This is a genomic window from Salmonella sp. 2020_1395, from assembly GCF_043848115.1.
Taxonomy (GTDB): Bacteria; Pseudomonadota; Gammaproteobacteria; order Enterobacterales; family Enterobacteriaceae; genus Salmonella; species Salmonella enterica.
The window spans coordinates 1-24,098 of record NZ_JBCMFH010000025.1; the positions used below are offsets into that span (position 1 = coordinate 1).

The 24,098-nt window shown below is 53.6% G+C and carries 21 protein-coding genes, 1 pseudogene and 1 riboswitch; of the genes and pseudogenes, 11 read left to right on the forward strand and 11 right to left on the reverse strand.

Translation table 11 applies throughout. The features are described 5' to 3' along the window. Positions 1-447 precede the first annotated feature (447 nt). Both purH and purD read left to right on the forward strand, forming a co-directional pair. Complete coding sequence (gene purH, locus ACH0WD_RS23365; protein ID WP_001187505.1) at positions 448-2,037, forward strand: bifunctional phosphoribosylaminoimidazolecarboxamide formyltransferase/IMP cyclohydrolase; 1,590 nt, start codon at positions 448-450, stop codon at positions 2,035-2,037. Positions 2,038-2,052: 15 nt separating this feature from the next. Next, entirely contained in the window at positions 2,053-3,342 is a 1,290-nt protein-coding gene (gene purD, locus ACH0WD_RS23370) for a phosphoribosylamine--glycine ligase (RefSeq protein WP_000866776.1), read from the forward strand. Here the strand turns inward: purD and zraR are convergent. Continuing rightward, on the reverse strand, positions 3,339-4,664 hold the full coding sequence (zraR, locus tag ACH0WD_RS23375) for a sigma-54-dependent response regulator transcription factor ZraR (protein WP_000617922.1): 1,326 nt from the start codon (positions 4,662-4,664) through the stop codon (positions 3,339-3,341). The two genes, purD and zraR, sit on opposite strands and share 4 nt — an antisense overlap. Before the next feature lie 5 nt (positions 4,665-4,669). Next, positions 4,670-6,067: a two-component system sensor histidine kinase ZraS gene (gene zraS, locus ACH0WD_RS23380; RefSeq protein WP_001747556.1), complete on the reverse strand. Its 1,398-nt coding sequence runs from the start codon at positions 6,065-6,067 to the stop codon at positions 4,670-4,672. A 253-nt stretch (positions 6,068-6,320) separates the two neighbouring features. Between zraS and zraP the strand changes: the two genes are divergently transcribed. Further along, a complete protein-coding gene (zraP, locus tag ACH0WD_RS23385) occupies positions 6,321-6,776 on the forward strand; it encodes a zinc resistance sensor/chaperone ZraP (protein WP_000828129.1) in 456 nt (151 codons plus the stop codon). Positions 6,777-6,817: 41 nt separating this feature from the next. Here the strand turns inward: zraP and ACH0WD_RS23390 are convergent, their stop codons facing one another. From ACH0WD_RS23390 to nudC, 6 genes are all read right to left on the reverse strand, one after another. Beyond that, positions 6,818-7,510, reverse strand: coding sequence for a DUF1481 domain-containing protein (locus ACH0WD_RS23390; protein ID WP_001083940.1), 693 nt, complete (start codon positions 7,508-7,510; stop codon positions 6,818-6,820). 11 nt (positions 7,511-7,521) lie between these two features. Next, a complete protein-coding gene (gene hupA / locus ACH0WD_RS23395; protein WP_001044509.1) occupies positions 7,522-7,794 on the reverse strand; it encodes a nucleoid-associated protein HU-alpha in 273 nt (90 codons plus the stop codon). 186 nt (positions 7,795-7,980) lie between these two features. Next, positions 7,981-8,571, reverse strand: coding sequence for a YjaG family protein (locus ACH0WD_RS23400; RefSeq protein ID WP_000940092.1), 591 nt, complete (start codon positions 8,569-8,571; stop codon positions 7,981-7,983). A gap of 41 nt (positions 8,572-8,612) precedes the next feature. Beyond that, a complete protein-coding gene (gene nfi / locus ACH0WD_RS23405) occupies positions 8,613-9,284 on the reverse strand; it encodes a deoxyribonuclease V (protein WP_000362359.1) in 672 nt (223 codons plus the stop codon). Between the two features lie 9 nt (positions 9,285-9,293). Next, positions 9,294-10,358 carry a uroporphyrinogen decarboxylase gene (gene hemE / locus ACH0WD_RS23410; protein ID WP_000137618.1) on the reverse strand — a complete coding sequence of 355 codons (1,065 nt, stop codon included), beginning with the start codon at positions 10,356-10,358 and terminating at the stop codon, positions 9,294-9,296. A 40-nt stretch (positions 10,359-10,398) separates the two neighbouring features. Beyond that, on the reverse strand, positions 10,399-11,172 hold the full coding sequence (gene nudC / locus ACH0WD_RS23415; RefSeq protein ID WP_000373955.1) for an NAD(+) diphosphatase: 774 nt from the start codon (positions 11,170-11,172) through the stop codon (positions 10,399-10,401). A gap of 92 nt (positions 11,173-11,264) precedes the next feature. Here nudC and rsd point away from each other — a divergent pair, with 92 nt between their 5' ends. The 7 genes from rsd to thiH all read left to right on the forward strand — a co-directional run bounded on the left by rsd (position 11,265) and on the right by thiH (position 17,481). After that, complete coding sequence (rsd, locus tag ACH0WD_RS23420; RefSeq protein WP_000934315.1) at positions 11,265-11,753, forward strand: sigma D regulator; 489 nt, start codon at positions 11,265-11,267, stop codon at positions 11,751-11,753. Positions 11,754-11,805: 52 nt separating this feature from the next. Beyond that, a riboswitch (TPP riboswitch) is annotated at positions 11,806-12,030 on the forward strand. Positions 12,031-12,116: 86 nt separating this feature from the next. Beyond that, positions 12,117-14,012 carry a phosphomethylpyrimidine synthase ThiC gene (gene thiC, locus ACH0WD_RS23425; RefSeq protein ID WP_000108427.1) on the forward strand — a complete coding sequence of 632 codons (1,896 nt, stop codon included), beginning with the start codon at positions 12,117-12,119 and terminating at the stop codon, positions 14,010-14,012. Next, complete coding sequence (thiE, locus tag ACH0WD_RS23430; RefSeq protein ID WP_000284642.1) at positions 14,012-14,647, forward strand: thiamine phosphate synthase; 636 nt, start codon at positions 14,012-14,014, stop codon at positions 14,645-14,647. Before thiC ends, thiE begins: the two co-directional genes overlap by 1 nt. Further along, the gene (locus ACH0WD_RS23435) at positions 14,640-15,398 is read left to right on the forward strand and encodes a HesA/MoeB/ThiF family protein (protein ID WP_000999780.1); all 759 of its coding nucleotides are present in this window, start codon (positions 14,640-14,642) and stop codon (positions 15,396-15,398) included. Before thiE ends, ACH0WD_RS23435 begins: the two co-directional genes overlap by 8 nt. Further along, entirely contained in the window at positions 15,379-15,579 is a 201-nt protein-coding gene (thiS, locus tag ACH0WD_RS23440) for a sulfur carrier protein ThiS (RefSeq protein WP_001166842.1), read from the forward strand. Before ACH0WD_RS23435 ends, thiS begins: the two co-directional genes overlap by 20 nt. A gap of 1 nt (position 15,580) precedes the next feature. Then, positions 15,581-16,351, forward strand: a complete 771-nt coding sequence (gene thiG, locus ACH0WD_RS23445; RefSeq protein WP_000944082.1) for a thiazole synthase — start codon at positions 15,581-15,583, stop codon at positions 16,349-16,351. Next, positions 16,348-17,481: a 2-iminoacetate synthase ThiH gene (gene thiH / locus ACH0WD_RS23450; protein WP_000847575.1), complete on the forward strand. Its 1,134-nt coding sequence runs from the start codon at positions 16,348-16,350 to the stop codon at positions 17,479-17,481. The genes thiG and thiH overlap by 4 nt, the downstream gene beginning before the upstream one ends. Positions 17,482-17,702: 221 nt before the next feature. Here the strand turns inward: thiH and ACH0WD_RS23455 are convergent, their stop codons facing one another. Continuing rightward, the gene (locus tag ACH0WD_RS23455) at positions 17,703-18,731 is read right to left on the reverse strand and encodes a type III secretion system effector arginine glycosyltransferase SseK1 (RefSeq protein ID WP_000400602.1); all 1,029 of its coding nucleotides are present in this window, start codon (positions 18,729-18,731) and stop codon (positions 17,703-17,705) included. A 380-nt stretch (positions 18,732-19,111) separates the two neighbouring features. On the opposite strand from ACH0WD_RS23455, the gene ACH0WD_RS23460 reads away from it, so the two are divergent. Next, complete coding sequence (locus tag ACH0WD_RS23460; protein WP_006501175.1) at positions 19,112-19,456, forward strand: hypothetical protein; 345 nt, start codon at positions 19,112-19,114, stop codon at positions 19,454-19,456. 1 nt (position 19,457) lies between these two features. Here ACH0WD_RS23460 and ACH0WD_RS23465 read toward each other — a convergent pair. Together ACH0WD_RS23465 and rpoC are read right to left on the reverse strand one after the other, a co-directional pair. Then, positions 19,458-19,771, reverse strand: a pseudogene (locus tag ACH0WD_RS23465) (hypothetical protein). 41 nt (positions 19,772-19,812) lie between these two features. Further along, positions 19,813-24,036, reverse strand: coding sequence for a DNA-directed RNA polymerase subunit beta' (rpoC, locus tag ACH0WD_RS23470; protein ID WP_000653965.1), 4,224 nt, complete (start codon positions 24,034-24,036; stop codon positions 19,813-19,815). Positions 24,037-24,098: the final 62 nt, after the last annotated feature.

Sequence of the window (24,098 nt, forward strand, 5' to 3'; positions counted from 1 at the left end):
TGGCGTATATTACGCTTTCCTCTTTCAGAGTCAACCCTGAATTTCAGGATTTTTCTCTTCAACCGACCGGCTGTTTGTGTGAAGTGATTCACATCCGCCGTGTCGATGGAGGCGCATTATAGGGAGTTCTCTGCTGACCGCAATAGAAAAATTGCAGAAAAATGACTGTTTGCTGCATTCCCCAGCAAAACCCCTGGTTATACCCATTTACGCACAGACTTATCCACAAAATGCGCGTTCATCTCCTGGATCTTCTCACTCTGCAAATGATCTTTCAGGGATAAAAGCAGGGCCAGAATTTAAAAAGAAAAATTCGCGAGCGTTGCGCAAACGTTTTCGTTACAATGTCGCCGCAAAATGAGAATACCCCATAAGGGGCGTTAGCTGAGTTTTTCACGAAAAATTCAGCTAACGCTCTCTGTAATCGTCAAATCCAGGGGATTTACCATGCAACAACGTCGTCCAGTCCGCCGCGCTCTGCTCAGTGTTTCTGACAAGGCCGGTATCATCGAATTCGCCCAGGCACTTTCCGCACGCGGTGTGGAGCTGCTGTCTACGGGGGGCACCGCCCGCCTGTTAGCAGAAAAAGGCCTGCCGGTGACCGAAGTTTCCGATTACACCGGTTTTCCGGAAATGATGGATGGACGCGTAAAGACCCTGCATCCAAAAGTCCACGGCGGCATCCTCGGTCGCCGCGGCCAGGACGATGCCATTATGGAACAGCACCACATCGCCCCTATCGATATGGTTGTCGTTAACCTGTATCCGTTCGCCGAAACCGTAGCACGCGAAGGCTGCTCGCTGGAAGATGCGGTAGAGAACATCGATATCGGCGGCCCGACCATGGTGCGCTCTGCTGCGAAGAACCATAAAGACGTCGCCATCGTGGTGAAGAGCAGCGACTACGACGCCATTATTAAAGAGATGGATGCTAACGAAGGTTCTCTGACCCTCGACACCCGTTTCGATCTCGCGATTAAAGCCTTCGAACACACCGCCGCCTACGACAGCATGATCGCTAACTACTTCGGCAGCATGGTTCCGGCCTACCACGGTGAAAGCAAAGAAGCCGCCGGTCGCTTCCCGCGTACGCTGAATCTGAACTTCATTAAGAAGCAGGATATGCGCTACGGCGAGAACAGCCACCAGCAGGCTGCCTTCTATATAGAAGAGAATGTGAAAGAAGCGTCCGTTGCCACCGCACAACAGGTTCAGGGCAAAGCGCTTTCCTACAACAACATCGCCGATACCGACGCGGCGCTGGAGTGTGTGAAAGCGTTCAACGAGCCAGCCTGCGTAATCGTCAAGCACGCTAACCCGTGCGGCGTGGCGGTAAGTACCTCTATTCTCGACGCTTACGATCGCGCCTATAAAACCGACCCGACCTCCGCGTTCGGCGGCATCATCGCCTTTAACCGCGAGCTGGATGCTGAAACCGCGCAGGCCATCATCTCCCGCCAGTTCGTGGAAGTGATCATCGCCCCATCTGCGACCGAAGAAGCGCTGAAGATCACTGCCGCTAAACAGAACGTTCGCGTCCTGACCTGTGGCCAGTGGGCACAGCGCGTACCGGGCCTGGATTTCAAACGCGTTAACGGCGGCCTGCTGGTTCAGGACAGGGATCTGGGTATGGTGAGCGAAGCTGAACTGCGCGTGGTCTCTAAACGCCAGCCGACCGAGCAGGAACTGCGCGATGCGCTGTTCTGCTGGAAGGTAGCCAAGTTCGTGAAATCCAACGCCATTGTGTATGCCAAAGAGAACATGACTATCGGCATTGGCGCAGGCCAGATGAGCCGCGTGTACTCCGCGAAAATCGCCGGGATTAAAGCGGCTGACGAAGGTCTGGAAGTGAAAGGCTCCGCGATGGCCTCTGACGCCTTCTTCCCGTTCCGTGACGGTATTGATGCCGCTGCCGCTGTCGGCGTGAGCTGCGTTATCCAGCCTGGCGGTTCGATTCGCGACGAAGAGGTGATTGCCGCCGCCGACGAACACGGCATTGCGATGATCTTCACCGACATGCGCCACTTCCGCCATTAATTCAGGGAGCAGACGATGAAAGTTTTAGTCATTGGTAACGGCGGGCGCGAACATGCGCTGGCCTGGAAAGCCGCACAGTCGCCGCTGGTTGATACCGTTTTTGTCGCACCGGGTAACGCCGGTACCGCGCTGGAGCCCGCGTTGCAGAACGTGGCTATCGGCGTCACCGATATTCCGGCGCTGCTGAGCTTTGCCCAGAACGAGAAGATTGATCTGACCATCGTCGGTCCGGAAGCGCCGCTGGTAATCGGCGTGGTTGATGCGTTCCGCGCGGCGGGTCTGAAGATCTTTGGCCCAACCGAAGGAGCCGCGCAACTGGAAGGCTCCAAAGCGTTCACCAAAGATTTCCTCGCCCGTCATCAGATTCCGACGGCGGAATACCAGAATTTCACCGAGATTGAGCCAGCCCTGGCTTATCTGCGTGAGAAAGGCGCGCCGATCGTCATCAAGGCCGATGGTCTGGCTGCAGGCAAAGGCGTTATCGTGGCGATGACGCTTGAAGAAGCCGAAGCCGCCGTTCATGACATGCTGGCAGGCAACGCCTTTGGCGACGCGGGCCACCGCATCGTGATTGAAGAGTTCCTCGACGGCGAAGAAGCGAGCTTTATCGTGATGGTCGACGGCGAGCACGTGCTGCCGATGGCCACCAGCCAGGACCACAAACGCGTAGGCAACGGCGATACCGGCCCGAACACTGGCGGCATGGGCGCATACTCACCGGCGCCGGTGGTGACTGATGAAGTCCACCAGCGCACCATGGAACGCATCATCTGGCCAACCGTGAAAGGCATGGCGGCGGAAGGTAACACCTATACCGGTTTCCTGTACGCAGGTCTGATGATCGACAAACAGGGCAACCCGAAAGTTATCGAGTTCAACTGCCGCTTCGGCGATCCGGAAACCCAGCCGATCATGCTGCGCATGAAATCGGATCTGGTGGATCTTTGCCTGGCCGCCTGCGACGGCAAGCTGGATGAGAAAACCTCCGAGTGGGACGAACGCGCTTCATTAGGCGTGGTGATCGCCGCGGGCGGTTATCCGGGCAGCTACAGCACCGGCGACGAGATCCACGGTCTGCCGCTGGAAGAAGTGGCTGACGGTAAGGTTTTCCACGCGGGCACCAAACTCGCCGATGACGACCGCGTGTTGACCAGCGGCGGTCGCGTACTGTGCGCCACCGCGCTGGGCCACACCGTGGCCGAAGCGCAGAAACGCGCTTACGCCCTGATGACCGACATCCGCTGGGACGGCAGCTTCAGCCGTAACGACATTGGCTGGCGCGCCATTGAGCGTGAGCAAAACTAACGGCTGAGTTTAGCCAGCAGCGTTTTGCGCGTAATGCCCAATTGACGGGCGGCTTCCGTTTTGTTGCCGCCCGTTTTTTCCAGCGCCGCCAGAATGATCTCTTTTTCCACATCGACCAACGGTTGGATTTCGGCGCTGTTTTCCGCTTTTATCGGCGTCGCGGCAATAGCGAGAGGCAATTCGCGTTCAGAAATGTATTCTCCCGTCAGCAACACCACCGCCCGCTCGATAGCGTTTTCCAGCTCACGGATATTGCCCGGCCAGTCGTAGTGGATCAGCAGATCCATCGCCTGCGGCGTAAACCCCTTTACCGCTTTTCGGTTACGTTCGGCAAAACGCCGCAGAAAATGGTCTGCCAGTAGCGGAATATCTTCCCGACGCTGGCGCAAAGAAGGCATTTCAATCGCCACCACATTCAGGCGGTAATAGAGATCCTGGCGAAAACGACCAGCACTCACCTCTTCCGCCAGATCGCGGTGGGTAGCGGCAATTAACCGAACATCCACAGATATCGTCTGGTTACTTCCCACGCGTTGCACTTCGCGCTCCTGAATCGCCCGCAGCAAACGTACCTGCATTAACGGCGAGATATCGCCGATTTCATCAAGAAACAATGTCCCGCCGTCAGCTTCGACAAAGCGTCCCTCCCGACGTTTATCCGCGCCGGTAAACGCGCCTTTTTCGTGGCCGAACAGCTCAGACTCCAGCAGCGATTCATTAAGCGCCGCGCAGTTGAGCGTGACCAGCGGTTTATCGCTCCTGGCGCTACAGGCGTGTAGCGCCCGCGCCACCAGCTCTTTACCCGTGCCGGAGTCTCCGTGAATCAATACCGTGGCGTCTGATGGTGCGACCATCGCGATTTCATTCAGTAAATGTTGCATCGCCGGACTGCTGCCAATCATGCCAAACTGCGCAGCCGACGCCGATGGCAATTCAGCGCCCGTTTCCCGCGTATGCGCCAACGCCTTTTCCAGCGTCTCCTGCAGACGGTCAAAATCCAGCGGTTTAATTAAATAGTCGAGCGCGCCGGCTTTCAACGCCTCTACCGCCGTTTCCACGCTGGAGAATGCCGTCATAATCAAAATCGGAATGGCGGGATTGAGCGCTTTAATCTCCTTCAGCGTGGCGATACCATCCATCTCCGCCATACGCACATCGCACAGTACCAGATCAAAGACTTTCTCACGCACCTGAGCCAACGCATCATGCCCACTGTAGGCCAGAGCGACGTTATAGCCCCAGCCCCGAAACAGCGCCTGTAAAATCGTGCAGTGGCTTACATCATCATCCACAACCAGAATATCGATTTTTCCGCGTATCACCCTTGTTAATCCTGTTGTCTCGCTATCACTGGCAACCAGATAGTAAAGACCGCGCCTTTACCCTCAATACTTTTCACCTTAATCGCGCCGCCATGCTGTTCGATGATATTTTGCACCACCGCCAGCCCCAGACCTGTCCCGTCAGCTTTGGTCGTAAAATAAGGCGTAAAAATCGCCTCCAACTGATCCGGGGCGATCCCTTTCCCGCTATCGGTAACAGTGATGATAACGCGGTCGGTCCCACTTTCTTTTGCCTCTACGCTAATCGTTCCCTGGCGGCCAATCGCATGAATAGCGTTCAGGTACAAATTCAACAGCACCTGAGTCAGCCTGTCCGGGTCAGCCTGAATACGCTTAAGCGTCTCATTCGCCGTGAACCTCAACTGAATCTCTCTGCTTTGGGCATCCTGACTGACCAGATTCAGGGAGTGAGTAATAATATCATTGAGGTTAACCGTCTGGAGCGTCAGATGCGCGGGCTTTACCAGTTCGAGCAATTCGCTTACCACCCGGTTCAAACGGTCGGCCTCTTTGGCCATCACCTGCGCCAGTTCATGCGACTCGCCACCGGCTGGCGTGCGCTCGGCAAAGTATTTCGCCAGCCCTTTGATGGACGAGAGCGGGTTACGAATTTCGTGCGCGACGCCCGCCGCCAGATGCCCCATCGCCACCAGCTTTTCTTTACGCTTCATTGCATCAAGCAGTTCTCTGTGTGAGCGCTGATAACGCTGATGCCAAAAAAACGCCAGTAACGTTGCCAACAGCACCGCCGCTAACGCAGACAAAACAATCAGCGTATTACGCCACTCCCTTGCCTGTGTCGCGGCCAGCTCGCTGGCGTCAAAGGCAATAAAAATAGTTTGTTTCGCTGGTTCGTCGTCATTGGCGCTACGCGCTATGCCGTGCCCCCTCATACCGTGACCTCTCATACCGAAAAGCGGCTGGAACTGACGGTAAATTTCCAGCGCAGGCACCGTCTCGCCGTTAGCAGCAACGTCGACACGCCGCCAACGCTCCTGCGGCCCGGGGTTTAGTTGATGCATTTCAGATGCGGAATAGAGCGATTTGCCCACCATGCCAGGGTTGCTATGAGTAATGATTACCCCCTGCGCATCCGTTACGGCGAACCACAACACGCCTGGCTGACCCGCCATCTCTTCCAGCAATGTCTGCTGCTGCGCGTGATGCATCCGCATTCCCATACCTACTCGCGTGCCGGACTCCAGAGCGCGAATGAGTACATTTCCCTTTTCCAGCAGCGTCTGCCTGGCGGCAGCGCTCTCACGGCCATAGTCGCGAATGACCATAATGGAAAATAGCCCCACCAAAATGAAGATCGCCACAGGTAACAGTCGACTCAACCACGTTGCAGCGGCATCTTTATGTAATCGTATAAAACTCACAGGCTTCCCCGGCTCGTTTTTATTTTCCTTACTTAAGCAGAGATCATGCCATTCTTCGCTTCGCATAACCGCGCGGTGTCGCACACCCTTTCGGATACTAGTGGGTAAAAATGACTCGCCAGGCGGGTCATGCGAGTCATTTTTACTCGCTTTTTGCCGCCTGAAGCGGGTTAACTCGCTGCCCGACAAGGAATAGTTACCTGGCACGGAAGATGCAAGAGAGAGGATAAGATGAGCAACAGGAGAACGCAAAATGAAACGGAACAATAAATCAGCTATCGCGCTAATCGCCCTCTCTCTTTTGGCCCTGAGCTCCGGCGCCGCCTTCGCCGGGCATCACTGGGGCAACAATGACGGTATGTGGCAACAGGGAGGTAGCCCGTTAACTACGGAACAGCAGGCGACGGCGCAGAAGATTTATGATGACTACTACACGCAGACCAGCGCGCTGCGCCAGCAACTGATATCTAAACGTTATGAATATAACGCGCTACTGACCGCCAGTTCGCCGGATACTGCGAAAATTAATGCGGTTGCCAAAGAGATGGAGTCATTAGGCCAGAAGTTAGATGAGCAACGCGTGAAACGGGATGTCGCGATGGCGCAGGCTGGCATACCACGCGGCGCAGGAATGGGCTATGGCGGTTGCGGCGGCTATGGCGGCGGTTATCATCGCGGCGGCGGTCATATGGGTATGGGAAACTGGTAGAGCATGTTTGCCGAATGGCGGCTTCGCCATTCGGTATTCCATCAAAAGGTTTTCGCTTGCGGCTGCCAGTGACAGAAATCTGAATTCGCCACCAGCAAAAGTTGCGATCCTTCCGGTGCCTCCAGCCATGCTACGCTCACCTCTACCGATGAGTGGTTCTGGCGGCGCTCAATGTGGCTTATTGCCCAGGAATCCAGATCCGGTTTCAGCGTTTCACCTTCACAGGTGGTTACCGTATGGTCGGCGTGCCAGCGTCCCTGGCGTAGTATGACCCGCCCCAGGCGCAAGGCGTCGCTGGTCTGACGGATTTGTTCGGCGCGATAGCGATACAAGGCAATCTGATCGTTGGAAAGCTGCTGCTTCTGCCCCCCAACTTCACGCTGCATAAAACTGAGTTCGCCATGAGCGTCGAAACGCGCGCGAATATGTTCTGGCGGTTTGCTGTAAATATTGAGTTCAATAAGCGAAAGCGTATCACCCTGCCAACGATATTCGCTGGTCGTCGTGCTGCCGCTATGCCACGGGCTAAAAACAGAAAGCAGATGGACTTCATCGTTCGTATCTTTACGCCAGATACGCACCGCGCCGTGATCGCCGGCAAAGCCGCTGGCAGTAAACGGAGGCGGTGAAGCGTTATGACTGCAGGCAGTCAGCAACAGCGCGCCAGAAAACAGAAACGCGCGACGCCAGACGGACAAAAGGGGCTGATAAGCCCCTTCGATAAAACTGTTCACAGTTACGCGTCTTACTTAACTGCGTCTTTCAGAGCTTTACCAGAAACAAACGCCGGTACGTTAGCGGCGGCGATTTTGATTTCTTTACCGGTCTGTGGGTTACGGCCAGTGCGCTCAGCACGGTGGTTCACTTTGAAGGTACCGAAACCAACCAGTTGTACAGCATCGCCTTCTTTCAGAGACTCAGTAATAGCAGCCAGAGTGGATTCCAGAGCAGCTTTAGCCTGGGTTTTGGACAGTTCTGCTTTGTCTGCAATTACATCAATCAGTTGAGTCTTGTTCATAAGTTATCCTTACAATGTGTTTATCGCTTGCTAAGCATCGAGTGCGACGGAAATGCCAGAAAAGCACTCTCCTGCATACACGCACCGATAGCCACTTTTTTTCGCCTCCCAAATGTAGACCAGACGGGGGGCATAAGGGAAGCCTTATGGCACGACAAATCAGACGTTAAATCACGTTTTCTGGTGTCATTGCTGAAAATTTATACCGATATTGCTCTCACCAGCCTCGCGCAGGTCTGCCCTGAGCCCTTTTATCAGTTCAATATCGCGTTCTTCGCAGTCGGCTAAAAGTCGGAATATTTCCCACTGAATATCCCATTCCTGTTCAACGGCAGGGTTCGTTTTGAGCTCCTCATCGGTCATTTCCCGACCAGCCTGAGTCATTTCCAACATCGCCACCGTAGTAATGGAAGTCTTACTAACCTCAATAGCGTGTTCCAGCGTTTCGCCGCTAAGACGAGAATGCATTAATTCGCTTAATGCGACGCAGGCATCAATCGCTGGGTAAACGCCGTACAGATCATAGTCGTCAGCTGCCGGAATTGCCTCTTCAAACTTCTCCAGTTGGCTATCGAAATTGACCTTTGCATCTTTCACCGTCAGGGTTTCCCAGATCAGATCCAGAATGCGACGGTAGATCTGTCCGTCGCCGAATTCCGTCTGCTTGCAAAACATGGCGTAGTTCGGGTACATGCGCTCGCACAAACAGGCCATAAAGGTAACGTGCTGCCAGCTTTCCAGCCGCTCCAGACGCAAATGAATCGGGTTTTGTAACATGATGGAATCTCGAATCGGAAATTAGCGGCAGTTTACCTGAATCAGCGCTGAATTTCTTGCCAACGAACAAACGCCGGACGCCCGGAAGCGACGGCATCCGCCCAGCGCGTCGGCTCCGGCAGGCGATACCCTTTCATACAGCGCTGTACCCACGCCAGCGCGCTGTCAGTACTGACCCGGTGCCCCGTCGCGATAAACAGCGGATTACAGCGCGCCTTGCTGCGCCATACCCACGCCAGTTGCTCGCCTTTATCCATTAAGGGGCTAAGTGCGCCAGGTTCGGCGGAAAGTGGTTCAAATTTACCGCATAGCCGTTTTTTCGCCACGCCGATGGTCGGCACGTCCACCAACAGTCCAAAATGACTGGCGACGCCAAGCCGACGCGGATGCGAAATACCGTGACCGTCCACAAACAGCAAATCGGGCTTTTGCGAGAGCTGTTCCCACGCCGCCAGCAGAGCAGGATATTCACGAAAAGAGAGAAAGCCGGGGATATACGGCATGGTGGTGGCAATACGCGCCACCTTGTACTCGACCAGTTCAAGCGACGGATATTTCAGCAACACCATCGCCGCCCGCGTCACCTCGCCCCCCTGCTCAAAACCGACGTCCGCCCCGCCGATAAACGCTGGCGGATCTTTGTCCAGGCGATCTTCGCGGCAAACCGATGAAGCAAGTTCTATCTGTTGAGCGCGTAGCGACGCGAGATCCATACTAACTCCTTAGTTGTGATACTGCGCGGAAAGTTGGTGCACTGCCTCCACAAATGCGCCAGCATGTTCTGGCGGCACATCCTGATGGATGCCATGTCCAAGGTTAAAGACGTGCCCTTCTCCCTGACCGAAACCAGCAAGTATAGTCGCTACTTCGTCTTCGATCCGTGCCGGCGGCGCATACAGCATCGAGGGGTCCATATTGCCCTGCAGCGCCACTTTATGGCCAACGCGACGGCGCGCATCGGCGATATCTGTCGTCCAGTCGAGACCCAGCGCGTCGCAGCCGGTTTCCGCCATCGCCTCCAGCCACTGACCGCCACCTTTAGTGAACAGCGTTACCGGCACGCGGCGACCGTCGTTTTCACGCAGCAGGCCATCGACGATTTTATGCATGTAGTACAGGGAGAACTGCTGGTAATCGCGGCCAGTCAGCACGCCGCCCCAGGTGTCGAAAATCATCACCGACTGCGCACCCGCTTTAATCTGCGCGTTGAGGTACAGCGTGACGCTTTTCGCCAACTTATCCAGCAGCAGATGCAACGCCTGCGGGTCAGCGTACATCATCTTTTTAATCACCGTGAAGGCTTTGCTACTGCCGCCTTCCACCATGTAAGTCGCCAGCGTCCACGGGCTACCGGAGAAGCCAATCAGCGGAACCTCGCCTTTTAGTTCGCGGCGAATCGTGCGTACCGCATTCATCACGTAGCCCAGTTCATCCTCCGGATCGGGAATGGGCAGCTTATCGACATCGGCTTTGCAGGTGACAGGAGCCGTAAAGCGCGGGCCTTCCCCGGCTTCAAAATAGAGCCCCAGGCCCATCGCGTCCGGAATCGTCAGGATATCCGAGAAAAGGATCGCCGCATCAAGCGGATAACGGCGCAGCGGCTGTAAAGTGACCTCGCAGGCCAGTTCGGCATTTTTGCACAGCGACATAAAATCGCCCGCCTGAGCGCGAGTGGCTTTGTACTCCGGTAGATAACGGCCCGCCTGGCGCATCATCCACACTGGCGTAACATCAACGGGCTGGCGCAGCAGCGCACGTAGATAACGATCGTTTTTGAGTTCGGTCATTTTTACATTCCTTTAGCGTTGATGCGCCCAGTGTAACATGTCAATCATATTCAGCCCGACACATTGCCACCGTATCTTCGATCAAACGGCGCGCGACGGTGCCCGGCGGCGGTAGTAGCGGCAGATCGTCATAACGGTACCAATTTGCTTCCAACAGTTCTTTCGGGTCGATGACAATCTCGCCGCTGTCATACTCCGCCATAAAAGCGGTCATCAACGACTGCGGAAAAGGCCACGGCTGCGAAGTAATGTAGCGCAGATTTTTCACCTTAATGCCGCTCTCCTCCATTACCTCTCGCGCGACCGCCTGTTCTAAGGTTTCGCCGACTTCAACAAACCCGGCCAGTACCGTATGCACGCCGTTGCGGTGGCGAACGTGCTGGGCCAGCAGGATGGAATCCTCACGGCGAATGGCAACAATAATGCAGGGGGCGATTTGCGGATAGTAGCGTTCGCGGCAATGGCTGCACAGCATCGCCCATTCGGTTTTACTCGGGTGCATAGGGTGCCCGCAATAGCCGCAAAATTTATGCGATCGGTAAAACTCCGCCAACTGTACGCCACGTCCCGCCAGTTGGAACAACCCGGCATCCTGATCGATAACCTGGCGAACCGATCCCATATCATGGCGTCGATGCTGTAACACCAGCCAGACGGGCTCGCCTTGCCATTCACCTATCCGGAGTGCGCGCTGCCCCACAAGATCGAAATTTGCCGCCAGCCCGTGTGGTAATTCCCCATACGGCAACCATAATTTTTGTTCATGGCTGACGATCCACCAGCCACTCTCTAATTTTTCAATTATACGATCCATAGCTCTTGCACTACCTTTGCTTCACTGGCATGTTGTTAACATTATTTTTACATTCATGGCGAGCAGCCTTTATCTAACTTGCGGAGACAATCATGCTAAACCAGCTGGAAAACCTGACGGAGCGCGTTGGCGGAAGCAACAAACTGGTCGATCGCTGGCTGGATGTACGTAAGCACCTGCTCGTGGCTTACTACAATCTGGTTGGCATTAAGCCTGGCAAAGAATCGTACATGCGGCTGAATGAAAAAGCGCTGGATGATTTTTGTCAGAGCCTGGTCGATTACCTTTCCGCCGGGCACTTCAGTATTTATGAACGTATTCTCCATAAATTGGAAGGAAACGGTCAGCTTTTACATGCGGCAAAAATCTGGCCGCTGCTGGAAGATAATACGCAGCGCATTATGGATTATTACGACACCAGCCTGGAAACTGCCATCGATCACGATAATTGTCTCGAATTTCAACAAGCTCTGTCAGATATCGGCGAAGCGCTGGAAGCCCGCTTTGTGCTGGAAGACAAGCTGATTATGCTGGTGTTTGACGCGATGCACGACGGCGCCAGAGTCAAACGTCCCGCTTGAGTTCTGCGCGAGTAACGGGTAGTTTACTTCAGCCCCCTCTTCGGAGGGGCGGTTATCTTGTCGGAGTGCTAATTTTCCACAAAAGCGTTCGTGATGCGTCAAGGCGGCAAGTCGGTGAATCTCCAGGAGCTTACATAAGTAAGTGACTGGAGTGAGCGGACGAAGCCAACGAAGAGGCAGCGCGAAGGATGAAGTGGAAAAGGCTGAGACCGTTAATTCGGGATCCGCGGAACCTGATCAGGTTAATACCTGCGAAGGGAACAAGAGTAATTCTGCTTTATGCTGCTGCCTTTACGGGCGGCGCACATCCATTACTCCATCCGTCGTCTGACAAGCCACGTCCTTAATTTTTTGGAATGAGCTATGTCTACAACAACGTTAACCCGCCGCGAGCAGCGCGCTAAAGCCCAGCATTTTATCGATACGCTGGAAGGGACTGCCTTTCCCAACTCGAAACGCATCTACGTGACCGGTTCGCAGCATGATATTCGCGTACCGATGCGCGAAATTCAACTTAGCCCAACGCTCATCGGCGGCAGCAAAGACAACCCGCAGTTTGAAGAGAACGAAGCCGTGCCGGTGTACGACACCTCCGGCCCCTATGGCGATCCTGAGGTGGCGATTAACGTCCAGCAGGGTCTGGCAAAGCTACGCCAGCCGTGGATTGAAGCGCGGGCTGATGTAGAAACGCTTGCTGACCGCAGTTCTGCCTATACCCGCGAACGCTTGACAGATGAAGGGCTTGACGCATTACGCTTTACCGGTCTGTTAACGCCAAAACGCGCCAAAGCCGGACACCGCGTGACGCAACTTCATTATGCCCGCCAGGGGATCGTCACTCCCGAAATGGAGTTCATCGCCATCCGTGAAAATATGGGCCGCGAGCGCATTCGCAGTGAAGTACTGCGCCACCAGCATCCGGGGATGAGCTTTGGCGCGCGCCTGCCGGAAAACATTACCCCGGAATTCGTGCGTGATGAAGTCGCCGCGGGCCGCGCGATTATTCCCGCCAACATCAACCACCCGGAATCCGAGCCGATGATTATCGGCCGCAACTTCCTGGTCAAAGTGAATGCCAACATCGGCAACTCGGCGGTGACCTCCTCCATCGAAGAAGAGGTGGAAAAACTGGTGTGGTCGACCCGCTGGGGCGCGGACACGGTAATGGACCTTTCCACCGGCCGCTATATTCACGAAACCCGTGAGTGGATCCTGCGTAACAGCCCGGTACCGATCGGCACCGTCCCGATCTACCAGGCGCTGGAAAAGGTCAACGGGATCGCCGAAGATCTTACCTGGGAAGCGTTCCGCGACACGCTGCTGGAGCAGGCCGAACAGGGCGTCGACTACTTCACCATCCACGCGGGCGTGCTGCTGCGCTACGTGCCGATGACCGCCAAGCGCCTGACCGGCATTGTCTCACGCGGCGGTTCAATCATGGCGAAATGGTGCCTTTCTCATCACAAAGAGAACTTCCTGTTCGAACATTTCCGCGAGATTTGTGAAATCTGCGCCGCCTACGACGTTTCCCTGTCGCTGGGCGACGGCCTGCGTCCCGGCTCCATTCAGGACGCCAACGACGAAGCGCAGTTCTCCGAGCTGCATACGCTGGGCGAATTGACCAAAATCGCCTGGGAATACGACGTGCAGGTGATGATTGAAGGCCCGGGCCACGTACCCATGCATATGATCCAGCGCAATATGACCGAAGAGCTGGAGAGCTGCCATGAAGCACCGTTCTACACCTTAGGGCCATTGACCACCGATATCGCGCCGGGCTATGACCACTTCACCTCCGGGATCGGTGCCGCGATGATCGGCTGGTTTGGCTGCGCGATGCTGTGTTATGTGACGCCGAAAGAACACCTCGGCCTGCCGAACAAAGAAGATGTGAAGCAGGGGCTAATCACCTACAAAATCGCCGCCCACGCCGCGGATTTAGCCAAAGGACATCCGGGCGCACAGATCCGCGATAACGCCATGTCGAAAGCGCGCTTTGAATTCCGCTGGGAAGATCAGTTTAACCTCGCGCTCGACCCGTTCACCGCCCGCGCTTATCACGATGAAACCCTGCCGCAGGAGTCCGGTAAGGTCGCTCACTTCTGTTCCATGTGCGGGCCGAAGTTCTGCTCGATGAAAATCAGCCAGGAAGTCCGTGACTACGCCGCCGCGCAAACCATTGAAGTGGGGATGGCGAATATGTCGGAAAACTTCCGCGCCAAAGGCGGCGAAATTTATCTCAAGCGGGAGGAAGTCTGATGTATCAGCCTGATTTCCCGACCGTGCCGTTCCGTCTCGGGCTTTACCCGGTGGTGGACAGCGTTGCATGGATTGAGCGCCTGCTGGAGGCGGGCGTGCGCACGATCCAGTTGCGTATCAAAGATAAACGCGATGAAGAGGTAGAATCCGACGTTATCGCCGCTATCGCACTGGGGCGTCGTTATGACGCCCGCCTGTTTATCAACGATTACTGGCGTCTGGCAATTAAGCACCGCGCTTACGGCGTGCATCTGGGCCAGGAAGACCTTGAAACCACCGACCTGAAGGCCATTCAGGCGGCGGGGTTACGCCTCGGCGTATCGACCCACGATGATATGGAGATAGACATCGCGCTGGCCGCTAAGCCTTCTTATATCGCGCTGGGTCATGTCTTCCCCACGCAAACCAAGCAAATGCCTTCCGCCCCACAGGGGCTGGCGCAGCTGGCCAGCCATATTGAACGACTGGCGGATTACCCGACCGTCGCGATCGGCGGTATCAGCCTTGAACGCGCTCCGGCGGTACTGGCGACCGGCGTCGGCAGCGTGGCTGTGGTTAGCGCCATTACCCAGGCGGCAGACTGGCGTGAAGCCACCGCACAACTGCTGGCAATCGCGGGAGTCGGCGATGAATGACCGTGACTTTATGCGCTACAGCCGCCAGATTCTGCTCGGCGATATCGCCATTGAAGGCCAGCAACAGCTGCTCAATAGCCATGTATTGATTGTCGGCTTAGGCGGATTGGGTTCGCCTGCCGCGCTGTATCTGGCGGGAGCAGGCATCGGCACACTGACGCTGGCGGATGATGACGATGTTCACTTGAGCAATCTCCAGCGGCAAATTCTGTTCACCACCGACGATATCGCCCACCCGAAGGCGCAGGCGGCAAAGCTACGGCTGGCGCAGCTCAACCCCGGTAGCAAGCTGATCGTATTGCAACAGCGTCTGACTGGCGATGTGCTTAAAAACGCGGTAGCACGCGTCGACGTAGTGCTCGACTGTACCGACAACATGGCCACGCGCCAGGAAATTAACGCCGCCTGCGTGGCGCTCAACACTCCGTTAATTTCCGCCAGTGCCGTCGGCTTTGGCGGCCAGCTAATGGTCCTCACACCACCGTGGGAACAAGGCTGTTACCGCTGCCTGTGGCCGGACGATGTCGAGCCTGAACGCAACTGCCGTACCGCCGGTATCGTCGGACCGGTTGTTGGCGTGATGGGCACTTTGCAGGCGCTGGAGGCAATCAAATTACTCAGCGGGATGGAAACGCCGAGTGGCGAGCTACGCCTGTTTGACGGTAAAACCAGCCAGTGGCGCAGCCTGGCGCTGCGTCGTGCCAGCGGCTGTCAGGTCTGCGGAGGGCAACATGCAGATTCAGTTCAATGATGAACCGATGCAGTGCGCCGAAGGGCAAACCGTCAGCGGGCTGCTCACAGCGCTTAATCAGCTTAAACCGGGCGCGGCGCTGGCGCTCAATCAGCAGATCCTGCCGCGCGAGCAGTGGCAGCAGCAAATCGTGCAGGAAGGCGACCAGATCCTGCTTTTTCACGTTATAGCAGGAGGTTGAGATGTTACGTATTGCCGACAAAACGTTTGATTCACATCTGTTCACCGGCACCGGGAAGTTTGCCTCATCGCAACTGATGGTCGAGGCAATTCGTGCTTCCGGCAGCCAGTTGGTGACGCTGGCGATGAAGCGCGTGGATTTACGTCAGCATAACGACGCTATCCTGGCGCCGCTCATTGAAGCGGGCGTCACGCTGCTGCCCAATACCTCCGGGGCGAAAACCGCTGAAGAGGCGATTTTTGCCGCCCAACTGGCGCGCGAAGCGCTGGGCACAAACTGGTTGAAATTAGAAATCCATCCGGATGCCCGCTGGCTATTGCCGGATCCGATCGAAACGCTAAAAGCCGCCGAGGCGCTGGTGAAGCAGGGTTTTGTGGTGCTGCCCTACTGCGGCGCGGATCCGGTGTTGTGCAAGCGGCTGGAAGAGGTCGGCTGCGCGGCGGTGATGCCGCTTGGTGCGCCTATCGGTTCGAATCAGGGGCTGGAAACCAAAGCCATGCTGGAGATTATTATCCAGCAGTCCACCGTGCCGGTGGTGGTTGATGCGGGCATCGGCGTGCCCAGCCACGCGACGCAGGCGCTGGAAATGGGCGCAGATGCGGTACTGGTCAACACCGCAATTGCCGTGGCGGATGACCCGGTGATGATGGCAACCGCTTTCCGCCTGGCTGTAGAAGCGGGAGTACTGGCGCGTCAGGCGGTGCCGGGTAATCGTAGCACCTACGCCAGCGCCACCAGCCCGCTCACCGGATTTCTGGAGGCGTTAGCATGAAAACCTTCACCGATCGCTGGCGGCAACTGGAGTGGGACGATATTCGCCTGCGCATCAACGGTAAAACCACCGCTGACGTGGAACGCGCGCTTAACGCTCCACAGCTAAGTCGTGACGACCTGATGGCACTGCTCTCCCCCGCCGCCGCCGATTATCTGGAACCGCTGGCGCAGCGGGCACAAAGGCTGACCCGCCAGCGCTTTGGCAACACCGTCAGTTTCTATGTGCCGCTTTATCTCTCAAACCTCTGTGCCAACGACTGCACCTACTGCGGTTTTTCGATGAGCAACCGCATCAAGCGTAAGACGCTGGATGATGTGGATATTCAAAGGGAGTGCGATGCTATCCGTGAGTTGGGTTTTGAGCATCTGCTGTTAGTCACCGGCGAACATCAGGCCAAAGTCGGCATGGACTATTTTCGCCGACATTTACCGGCCATTCGTCGCCAGTTTTCCTCGCTGCATATGGAAGTGCAGCCGCTGGCGACCGAGGAGTATGCCGAGCTGAAGACGCTGGGGCTGGATGGCGTGATGGTGTATCAGGAGACCTATCACGAACCGGTATACGCTCAGCACCATTTACGGGGCAAAAAGCAAGACTTCTTCTGGCGGCTGGAGACGCCAGACAGACTGGGACGCGCGGGGATCGATAAAATTGGTTTAGGCGCGCTAATCGGGCTTTCCGACAGCTGGCGGGTTGATTGCTATATGGTGGCGGAGCATCTGTTGTGGATGCAGAAACACTACTGGCAGAGTCGCTATTCTGTTTCCTTCCCGCGTCTGCGTCCGTGTACTGGCGGTGTGGAACCCGCATCTGTGATGGATGAAAAGCAACTGGTGCAAACGATTTGCGCTTTCCGGTTATTGGCGCCGGAAATTGAATTATCACTCTCCACCCGCGAATCGCCGTGGTTTCGAGACCATGTGATTCCTCTGGCAATCAACAACGTCAGCGCCTTCTCAAAAACCCAGCCCGGCGGCTACGCTGACGATCATCCGGAACTGGAGCAGTTTTCTCCCCACGATGCCCGTCGGCCTGAAACCGTAGCAAGCGCGTTAAGCGCGCAAGGGTTACAGCCCGTGTGGAAAGACTGGGACAGTTGGCTGGGGCGCGCTTCGCAAATTCGGTGAACCCGTATGTAAACGCATTAATATTTCACGAACGAGTACGTAATGCGAAAAACGGGAGATTGTTATCGACCTCCCGTTTTTTTATGTCCGTTCTGAACAGCACTGCGATTTTAAAGTGGCGTTGTAGTAGAGAAAACTGAGCATCAAATATTTTTTCGCCGAAACTTGATAGTTTATGCCAATATTTTATGTATTCAATAGCATGATTATTGCCATTTCCACTACTGCACATGCCTCGCCCATGAACTTTGCGTAAACTGACTGGTATTCATTATAATGTTATCATGCTTAAACTCAATAAAATCGCAAAAAGAATTATAATCTTCATTTAAAGAATAATTAAAATGTTTTCTAATTCCATTACATACACCATCGGAATAGGGATCAGCATCAAATTTAGTATGCATTATTTCCAATCCAGCAAGTAAAGCCGGGTGGTTATTGCGATCAACAGCTATTATCCCGTTCTCCATAGAAGCACGGCCATCTATCCTTTCTACATGAACAGCGATTCCATCCGGAATATATATACCCCCCAGTTTTTCCGTGATAATCATATCAGCATCGAGATATATACACCCACTATTTGTTGATAAATCATAACACCCAACCTTATCCGCCTCCAAAAATAACTGACCAGCCTTTAACATAGCCATATTCCTGTAAAAATCAAACCATCCATGGCCTTTATCCAGTAAGTAAGATTTAATTAATGAATCATTACCCTCTTGAATATCACTCAATTCTTTTTTTAATAGCTGCAGTAAATGATAATCCCTTTTTTCTTCTGGCATGGACTCTTGCTTAGAAATATTTTCCATATAAATTTCTGATAATTTTTTATCGTACATGCTAAAGTCAATATCATTTCTATATATGACTTTTATGTTTTCATAGTCATACTCAAGTTTTGAAAAAGCATCCTTTTGTCCTGGAAAAAAATCACCATCTACAAAAATACCTATAAGACGTTCTTTTTCAATTGTTGCTGCTTTAATGATATTGTTAAGGTAGGGGTTTTTCTCTGTGTTAATTATAGGTATATCATTTTTCCCAAAGCGAGCAGGATTCCGCTCAAACCACTGGAAAAGAAGAGGGGTTTTCTCATCTAAAAAGCACAAGGGATAATCTTTTCCATTAAAACTTGTAAACTGAATGCCCCTGTTGGTAACAGTTTTAACCAATTCATTTTTTGAAAGCGCGGGAACATATCTATTTAATGGTGGAATCATAACAATTAAATGCTCCATGCTTACTTCATTACATATTTTACATGATGATTATTAGCACATGTTTTTTAGCGTTGCAATCGCTGTCAGCTAAAAGATGTTAAACTAAGCATTAACCGATGGATACATAAATATCCTACTAGTGAGCAATTAAATAAATAATTTATTAACTTTATTTTTATTCCAGAAATGGCATCATATTTATAATTCCTGTAATAAGAGCAAACAAAGACCTTAATGGAATTAAATCCTTCATTTAATGATTTAAAATGTCCCGCGTAAACAATCAATAAAACAGGTTTATCATTTAATGTATGAACAGCAGGCATTTTATAATGGCGAGCCAATAGGCTTTAATAACTTAGATTTATGGGATAAATTTAAAGTCACATTTGGACTCAATGTTACAGAAAAAAAACAAACCCAATGGTAAAAAATTCAATTTTGAGTATTGTGGATTCTCTACTTTTATTACGCCGGTTGATGGCGTTGACGGGATTTTAGCAAAGTGGTTCTCAAACAAACATAATGTGATTGTCCCAACGCCTTATACATTCGGTCAAGACCCCATTCCTGGCGTCAATCTTTATCGTAATACAAAAGCAAAATTTGTTATGGCTAACGGCGGTAATAGTCTTCCCTGTGCGATGGCAAAATATAATGCAAAAACTGGACAATTTATTCATATAACCAGTGACAATGAGTTTTCACAAATAATGCGAGAAACAAGAGTCATGAAAAAATAATTCATTTATTCATTAAATTTATAATTACAGATAAAATCAAGAGCCAGCATGGCATTGAAAAAATAAAATACGGCTTTTTTATCCGCGCTGGTTTTGACTTGATGAAGAATAACGGTGGCGACAATAAATAAATATAAGTAATGATTTATGATGAAGTATATATAACGATAGAAACAATAAAAAAGCGGACAGAACGTTTGAAATGGTTATCTTTTTTGTAAATACCAAAAGACTAAACATTAAATAGATTAATGAAATAATCGCTGGCATTTTCTTTCCTTGTAGGCAAGCGACCCGGAATTCGGCATCCAGCACAATGCTGGTGGAGGGATAAATACCCCTCCACCATTTAACGATTACTCGTTATCAGAACCGCCCAGACCTGCGTTCAGCAGTTCTGCCAGGCTGGCAGATGCATCTTCCGCAGTGACCTGCGGTGTTGCTGGCTGCTCGCCCGCGGCGCGACGGCGCATACGATCCTGGTGGTACGCATAACCGGTACCGGCCGGAATCAGACGACCCACGATAACGTTCTCTTTAAGGCCGCGCAGTTCGTCGCGTTTGCCCGCAACGGCTGCTTCGGTCAGGACACGCGTGGTCTCCTGGAACGATGCGGCAGAGATGAACGATTCGGTTGCCAGAGACGCTTTGGTGATACCCAGCAGATCGCGGGAGAAGGTAGCCCCCACTTTGCCATTCGCTTCCAGCTCGCGGTTAGCGATCTTGACGCGAGAGTATTCAACCTGTTCGCCTTCCAGGAAGTCGGAACTACCGGCGCTTTCGATGGTAGCTTTACGCAGCATCTGACGAACGATAACTTCGATGTGTTTATCGTTAATCTTAACGCCCTGCAGACGGTATACATCCTGGACTTCGTTAACGATGTAACGCGTCACAGCATGAACGCCACGCAGACGCAGAATGTCGTGCGGCGCTTCCGGACCATCGGAAATCACATCACCACGTTCTACACGCTCCCCTTCGAACACGTTGAGCTGACGCCATTTCGGAATCATCTCTTCGTACGGGTCACTACCATCAACCGGCGTAATTACCAGACGACGTTTGCCTTTGGTTTCTTTACCGAAGGAAACGATACCTGCGATTTCCGCCAGAATGGCCGGCTCTTTCGGACGACGCGCTTCGAACAGGTCGGCAACGCGCGGCAGACCACCAGTGATATCCTTGGTACCGCCGGATTCCTGCGGAATACGCGCCAGGGTGTCACCAGAACTGATCTGTACGCCATCTTCCAGCTGTACAATCGCTTTACCCGGCAGGAAGTACTGCGCAGGCATATCGGTACCCGGGATCAGAACGTCATTACCCTGAGCATCAACGATTTTCAGCGCCGGACGCAGATCCTTACCACCGGTAGTACGTTCAGCCGAATCCAGAACCACCAGCGAAGACAGACCGGTCAGTTCGTCGGTCTGACGCGTAATGGTCTGACCGTCGATCATGTCAGTGAAGCGGATGAAACCACTCACTTCGGTGATAACCGGCATGGTGTGCGGGTCCCAGTTTGCCACGGTTTCGCCGCCGGCAACCTGCTCGCCATCACCTTTCGCCATGACAGCGCCATAAGGCACTTTATAGCTCTCTTTGGTACGACCGAATTCGTCGATCAGCTTCAGTTCGGTGTTACGGGAAGTGATAACCAGTTTACCGCTGGAGTTCACAACCGACTTCACGTTGCTGAGCTTGATGCTACCTTTGTTTTTCACCTGGATGCTGGATTCAGCAGCCGCACGCGATGCCGCACCACCGATGTGGAACGTACGCATCGTCAGCTGTGTACCCGGTTCACCGATGGACTGTGCCGCGATAACGCCGATAGCTTCACCTTTGTTGATGATGTGGCCACGCGCCAGGTCACGACCATAGCAGTGCGCACATACACCAAAGTCGGTGTCGCAGGATACAACGGAACGCACTTTAACGGCGTCAACGGAGTTTGCTTCCAGCAGGTCACACCACTGTTCGTGCAGCAGCGTGTTGCGTGGAACCAGAATGTCCGCGGTACCCGGTTTCAGCACATCTTCCGCCGTCACACGACCCAGAACGCGGTCACGCAGCGGCTCTTTCACGTCGCCACCCTCGATAACCGGGGTCATCAGGATACCTTCGTGCGTACCACAGTCATCTTCGGTCACCACCAGATCCTGCGCGACGTCAACCAGACGACGGGTCAGATAACCGGAGTTCGCGGTTTTCAGTGCGGTATCCGCCAAACCTTTACGCGCACCGTGCGTGGAGATGAAGTACTGGAGTACGTTCAGACCTTCACGGAAGTTCGCGGTGATTGGCGTTTCGATGATGGAGCCATCCGGCTTCGCCATCAGACCACGCATACCAGCAAGCTGACGAATCTGTGCCGCAGAACCACGCGCACCGGAGTCGGCCATCATGTAGATGCTGTTGAAGGAGACCTGCTGCTCTTCCTGGCCGTCACGGTTAATCACGGTTTCGGTTTGCAGGTTATCCATCATCGCTTTGGATACACGATCGTTCGCCGCAGCCCAGATATCGATAACTTTGTTATAGCGTTCGCCAGCGGTTACCAGACCAGACTGGAACTGCTCCTGGATCTCAGCAACTTCAGCTTCCGCTTCAGAAATGATCTCGTGTTTTTTCTCCGGGATGACCATGTCATCAATACCAACAGACGCACCTGAACGCGCTGCATAAGCAAAGCCGGTGTACATCGTCTGGTCCGCAAAAATAACGGTCGGTTTCAGGCCCAGAATACGGTAGCAAGTGTTCAGCATTTTGGAGATCGCTTTCTTGCCCAGCGCCTGGTTGACGATGGAGAAAGGCAGACCTTTCGGTACGATCATCCACAGAATGGCGCGACCAACGGTCGTGTCTTTCAGGCTGGTGTGCGCAACGAATTCGCCGTTTTCATCTTTTTCATATTCAGTGATACGCACTTTAACGCGCGCATGCAGAGAGGCCAGACCTGCGCGATAGATACGCTCAGCTTCTTTCGGGCCAGTCAGCACCATGCCTTCGCCTTTGGCGTTAACACAGTCACGGGTCATGTAGTACAGACCCAATACCACGTCCTGAGACGGAACGATGATAGGTTCGCCGTTCGCCGGAGACAGGATGTTGTTGGTAGACATCATCAGCGCACGCGCTTCAAGCTGGGCTTCCAGCGTCAGCGGTACGTGAACAGCCATCTGGTCACCATCGAAGTCGGCGTTATATGCCGCACAAACCAGCGGGTGCAGCTGGATAGCTTTACCTTCGATCAGTACCGGTTCAAATGCCTGGATACCCAGACGGTGCAGTGTTGGTGCACGGTTCAGCAGTACCGGGTGTTCGCGGATCACTTCGTCCAGGATATCCCAAACGACGGCTTCTTCACGCTCAACCATTTTCTTCGCGGCTTTGATGGTGGTGGCAAGGCCACGCAATTCCAGCTTGCCGTAGATGAACGGTTTGAACAGCTCCAGCGCCATTTTCTTCGGCAGACCGCACTGGTGCAGACGCAGGTATGGACCTACGGTGATTACAGAACGACCGGAGTAGTCAACACGCTTACCGAGCAGGTTCTGACGGAAACGACCTTGTTTACCTTTGATCATGTCGGCCAAAGATTTCAGAGGACGCTTGTTAGAACCGGTGATCGCACGACCGCGACGACCGTTATCCAGCAGGGCGTCAACCGCTTCCTGCAGCATACGTTTTTCGTTGCGTACGATGATGTCCGGCGCAGCCAGATCCAGCAGACGCTTCAGACGGTTGTTACGGTTAATGACGCGACGATACAGATCGTTCAGGTCAGAAGTCGCGAAACGACCACCATCCAGCGGAACCAGCGGACGCAGATCTGGCGGCAGAACCGGCAGAACGGTCAGGATCATCCACTCTGGCTTGTTGCCAGACTGTACGAAGGCTTCCAGCAGTTTGATACGCTTGGTCAGCTTCTTACGCTTGGTTTCGGAGTTGGTTTCGTTCAGCTCTTCGCGCAGAGTTTCACACTCTTGCTCCAGATCCATGCTCTTCAGCAGGGCCTGGATAGCTTCCGCACCCATCTTCGCGTCGAATTCGTCACCGAACTCTTCCAGCGCGTCCAGATACTGCTCTTCAGTCAGGATCTGTTGACGTTCCAGGTTGGTCATACCGCCTTCGATAACCACATAAGATTCGAAGTACAGTACGCGTTCGATATCGCGCAGCGGCATATCGAGCAGCAGACCGATACGGGACGGCAGCGATTTCAGGAACCAGATGTGAGCAGTCGGAGACGCCAGCTCGATGTGGCCCATACGCTCACGGCGTACTTTGGTCTGGGTCACTTCAACGCCGCACTTCTCACAAATAACACCACGGTGTTTCAGGCGCTTGTACTTACCGCACAGGCACTCGTAGTCTTTTACCGGCCCAAAGATACGGGCGCAGAAAAGGCCGTCACGCTCAGGTTTGAACGTACGGTAGTTGATGGTTTCCGGCTTTTTAACTTCACCGAAAGACCATGAACGGATCATGTCTGGCGAAGCCAGAGCAATTTTGATCGCATCAAACTCTTCGGTTTTAGTCTGCGCTTTCAGAAACTTTAATAAATCTTTCACGGATTTGCTCCCGTCGGAGTTAGCACAATCTGGTGTCGGGTTTTACCCCGACACCAGTGACC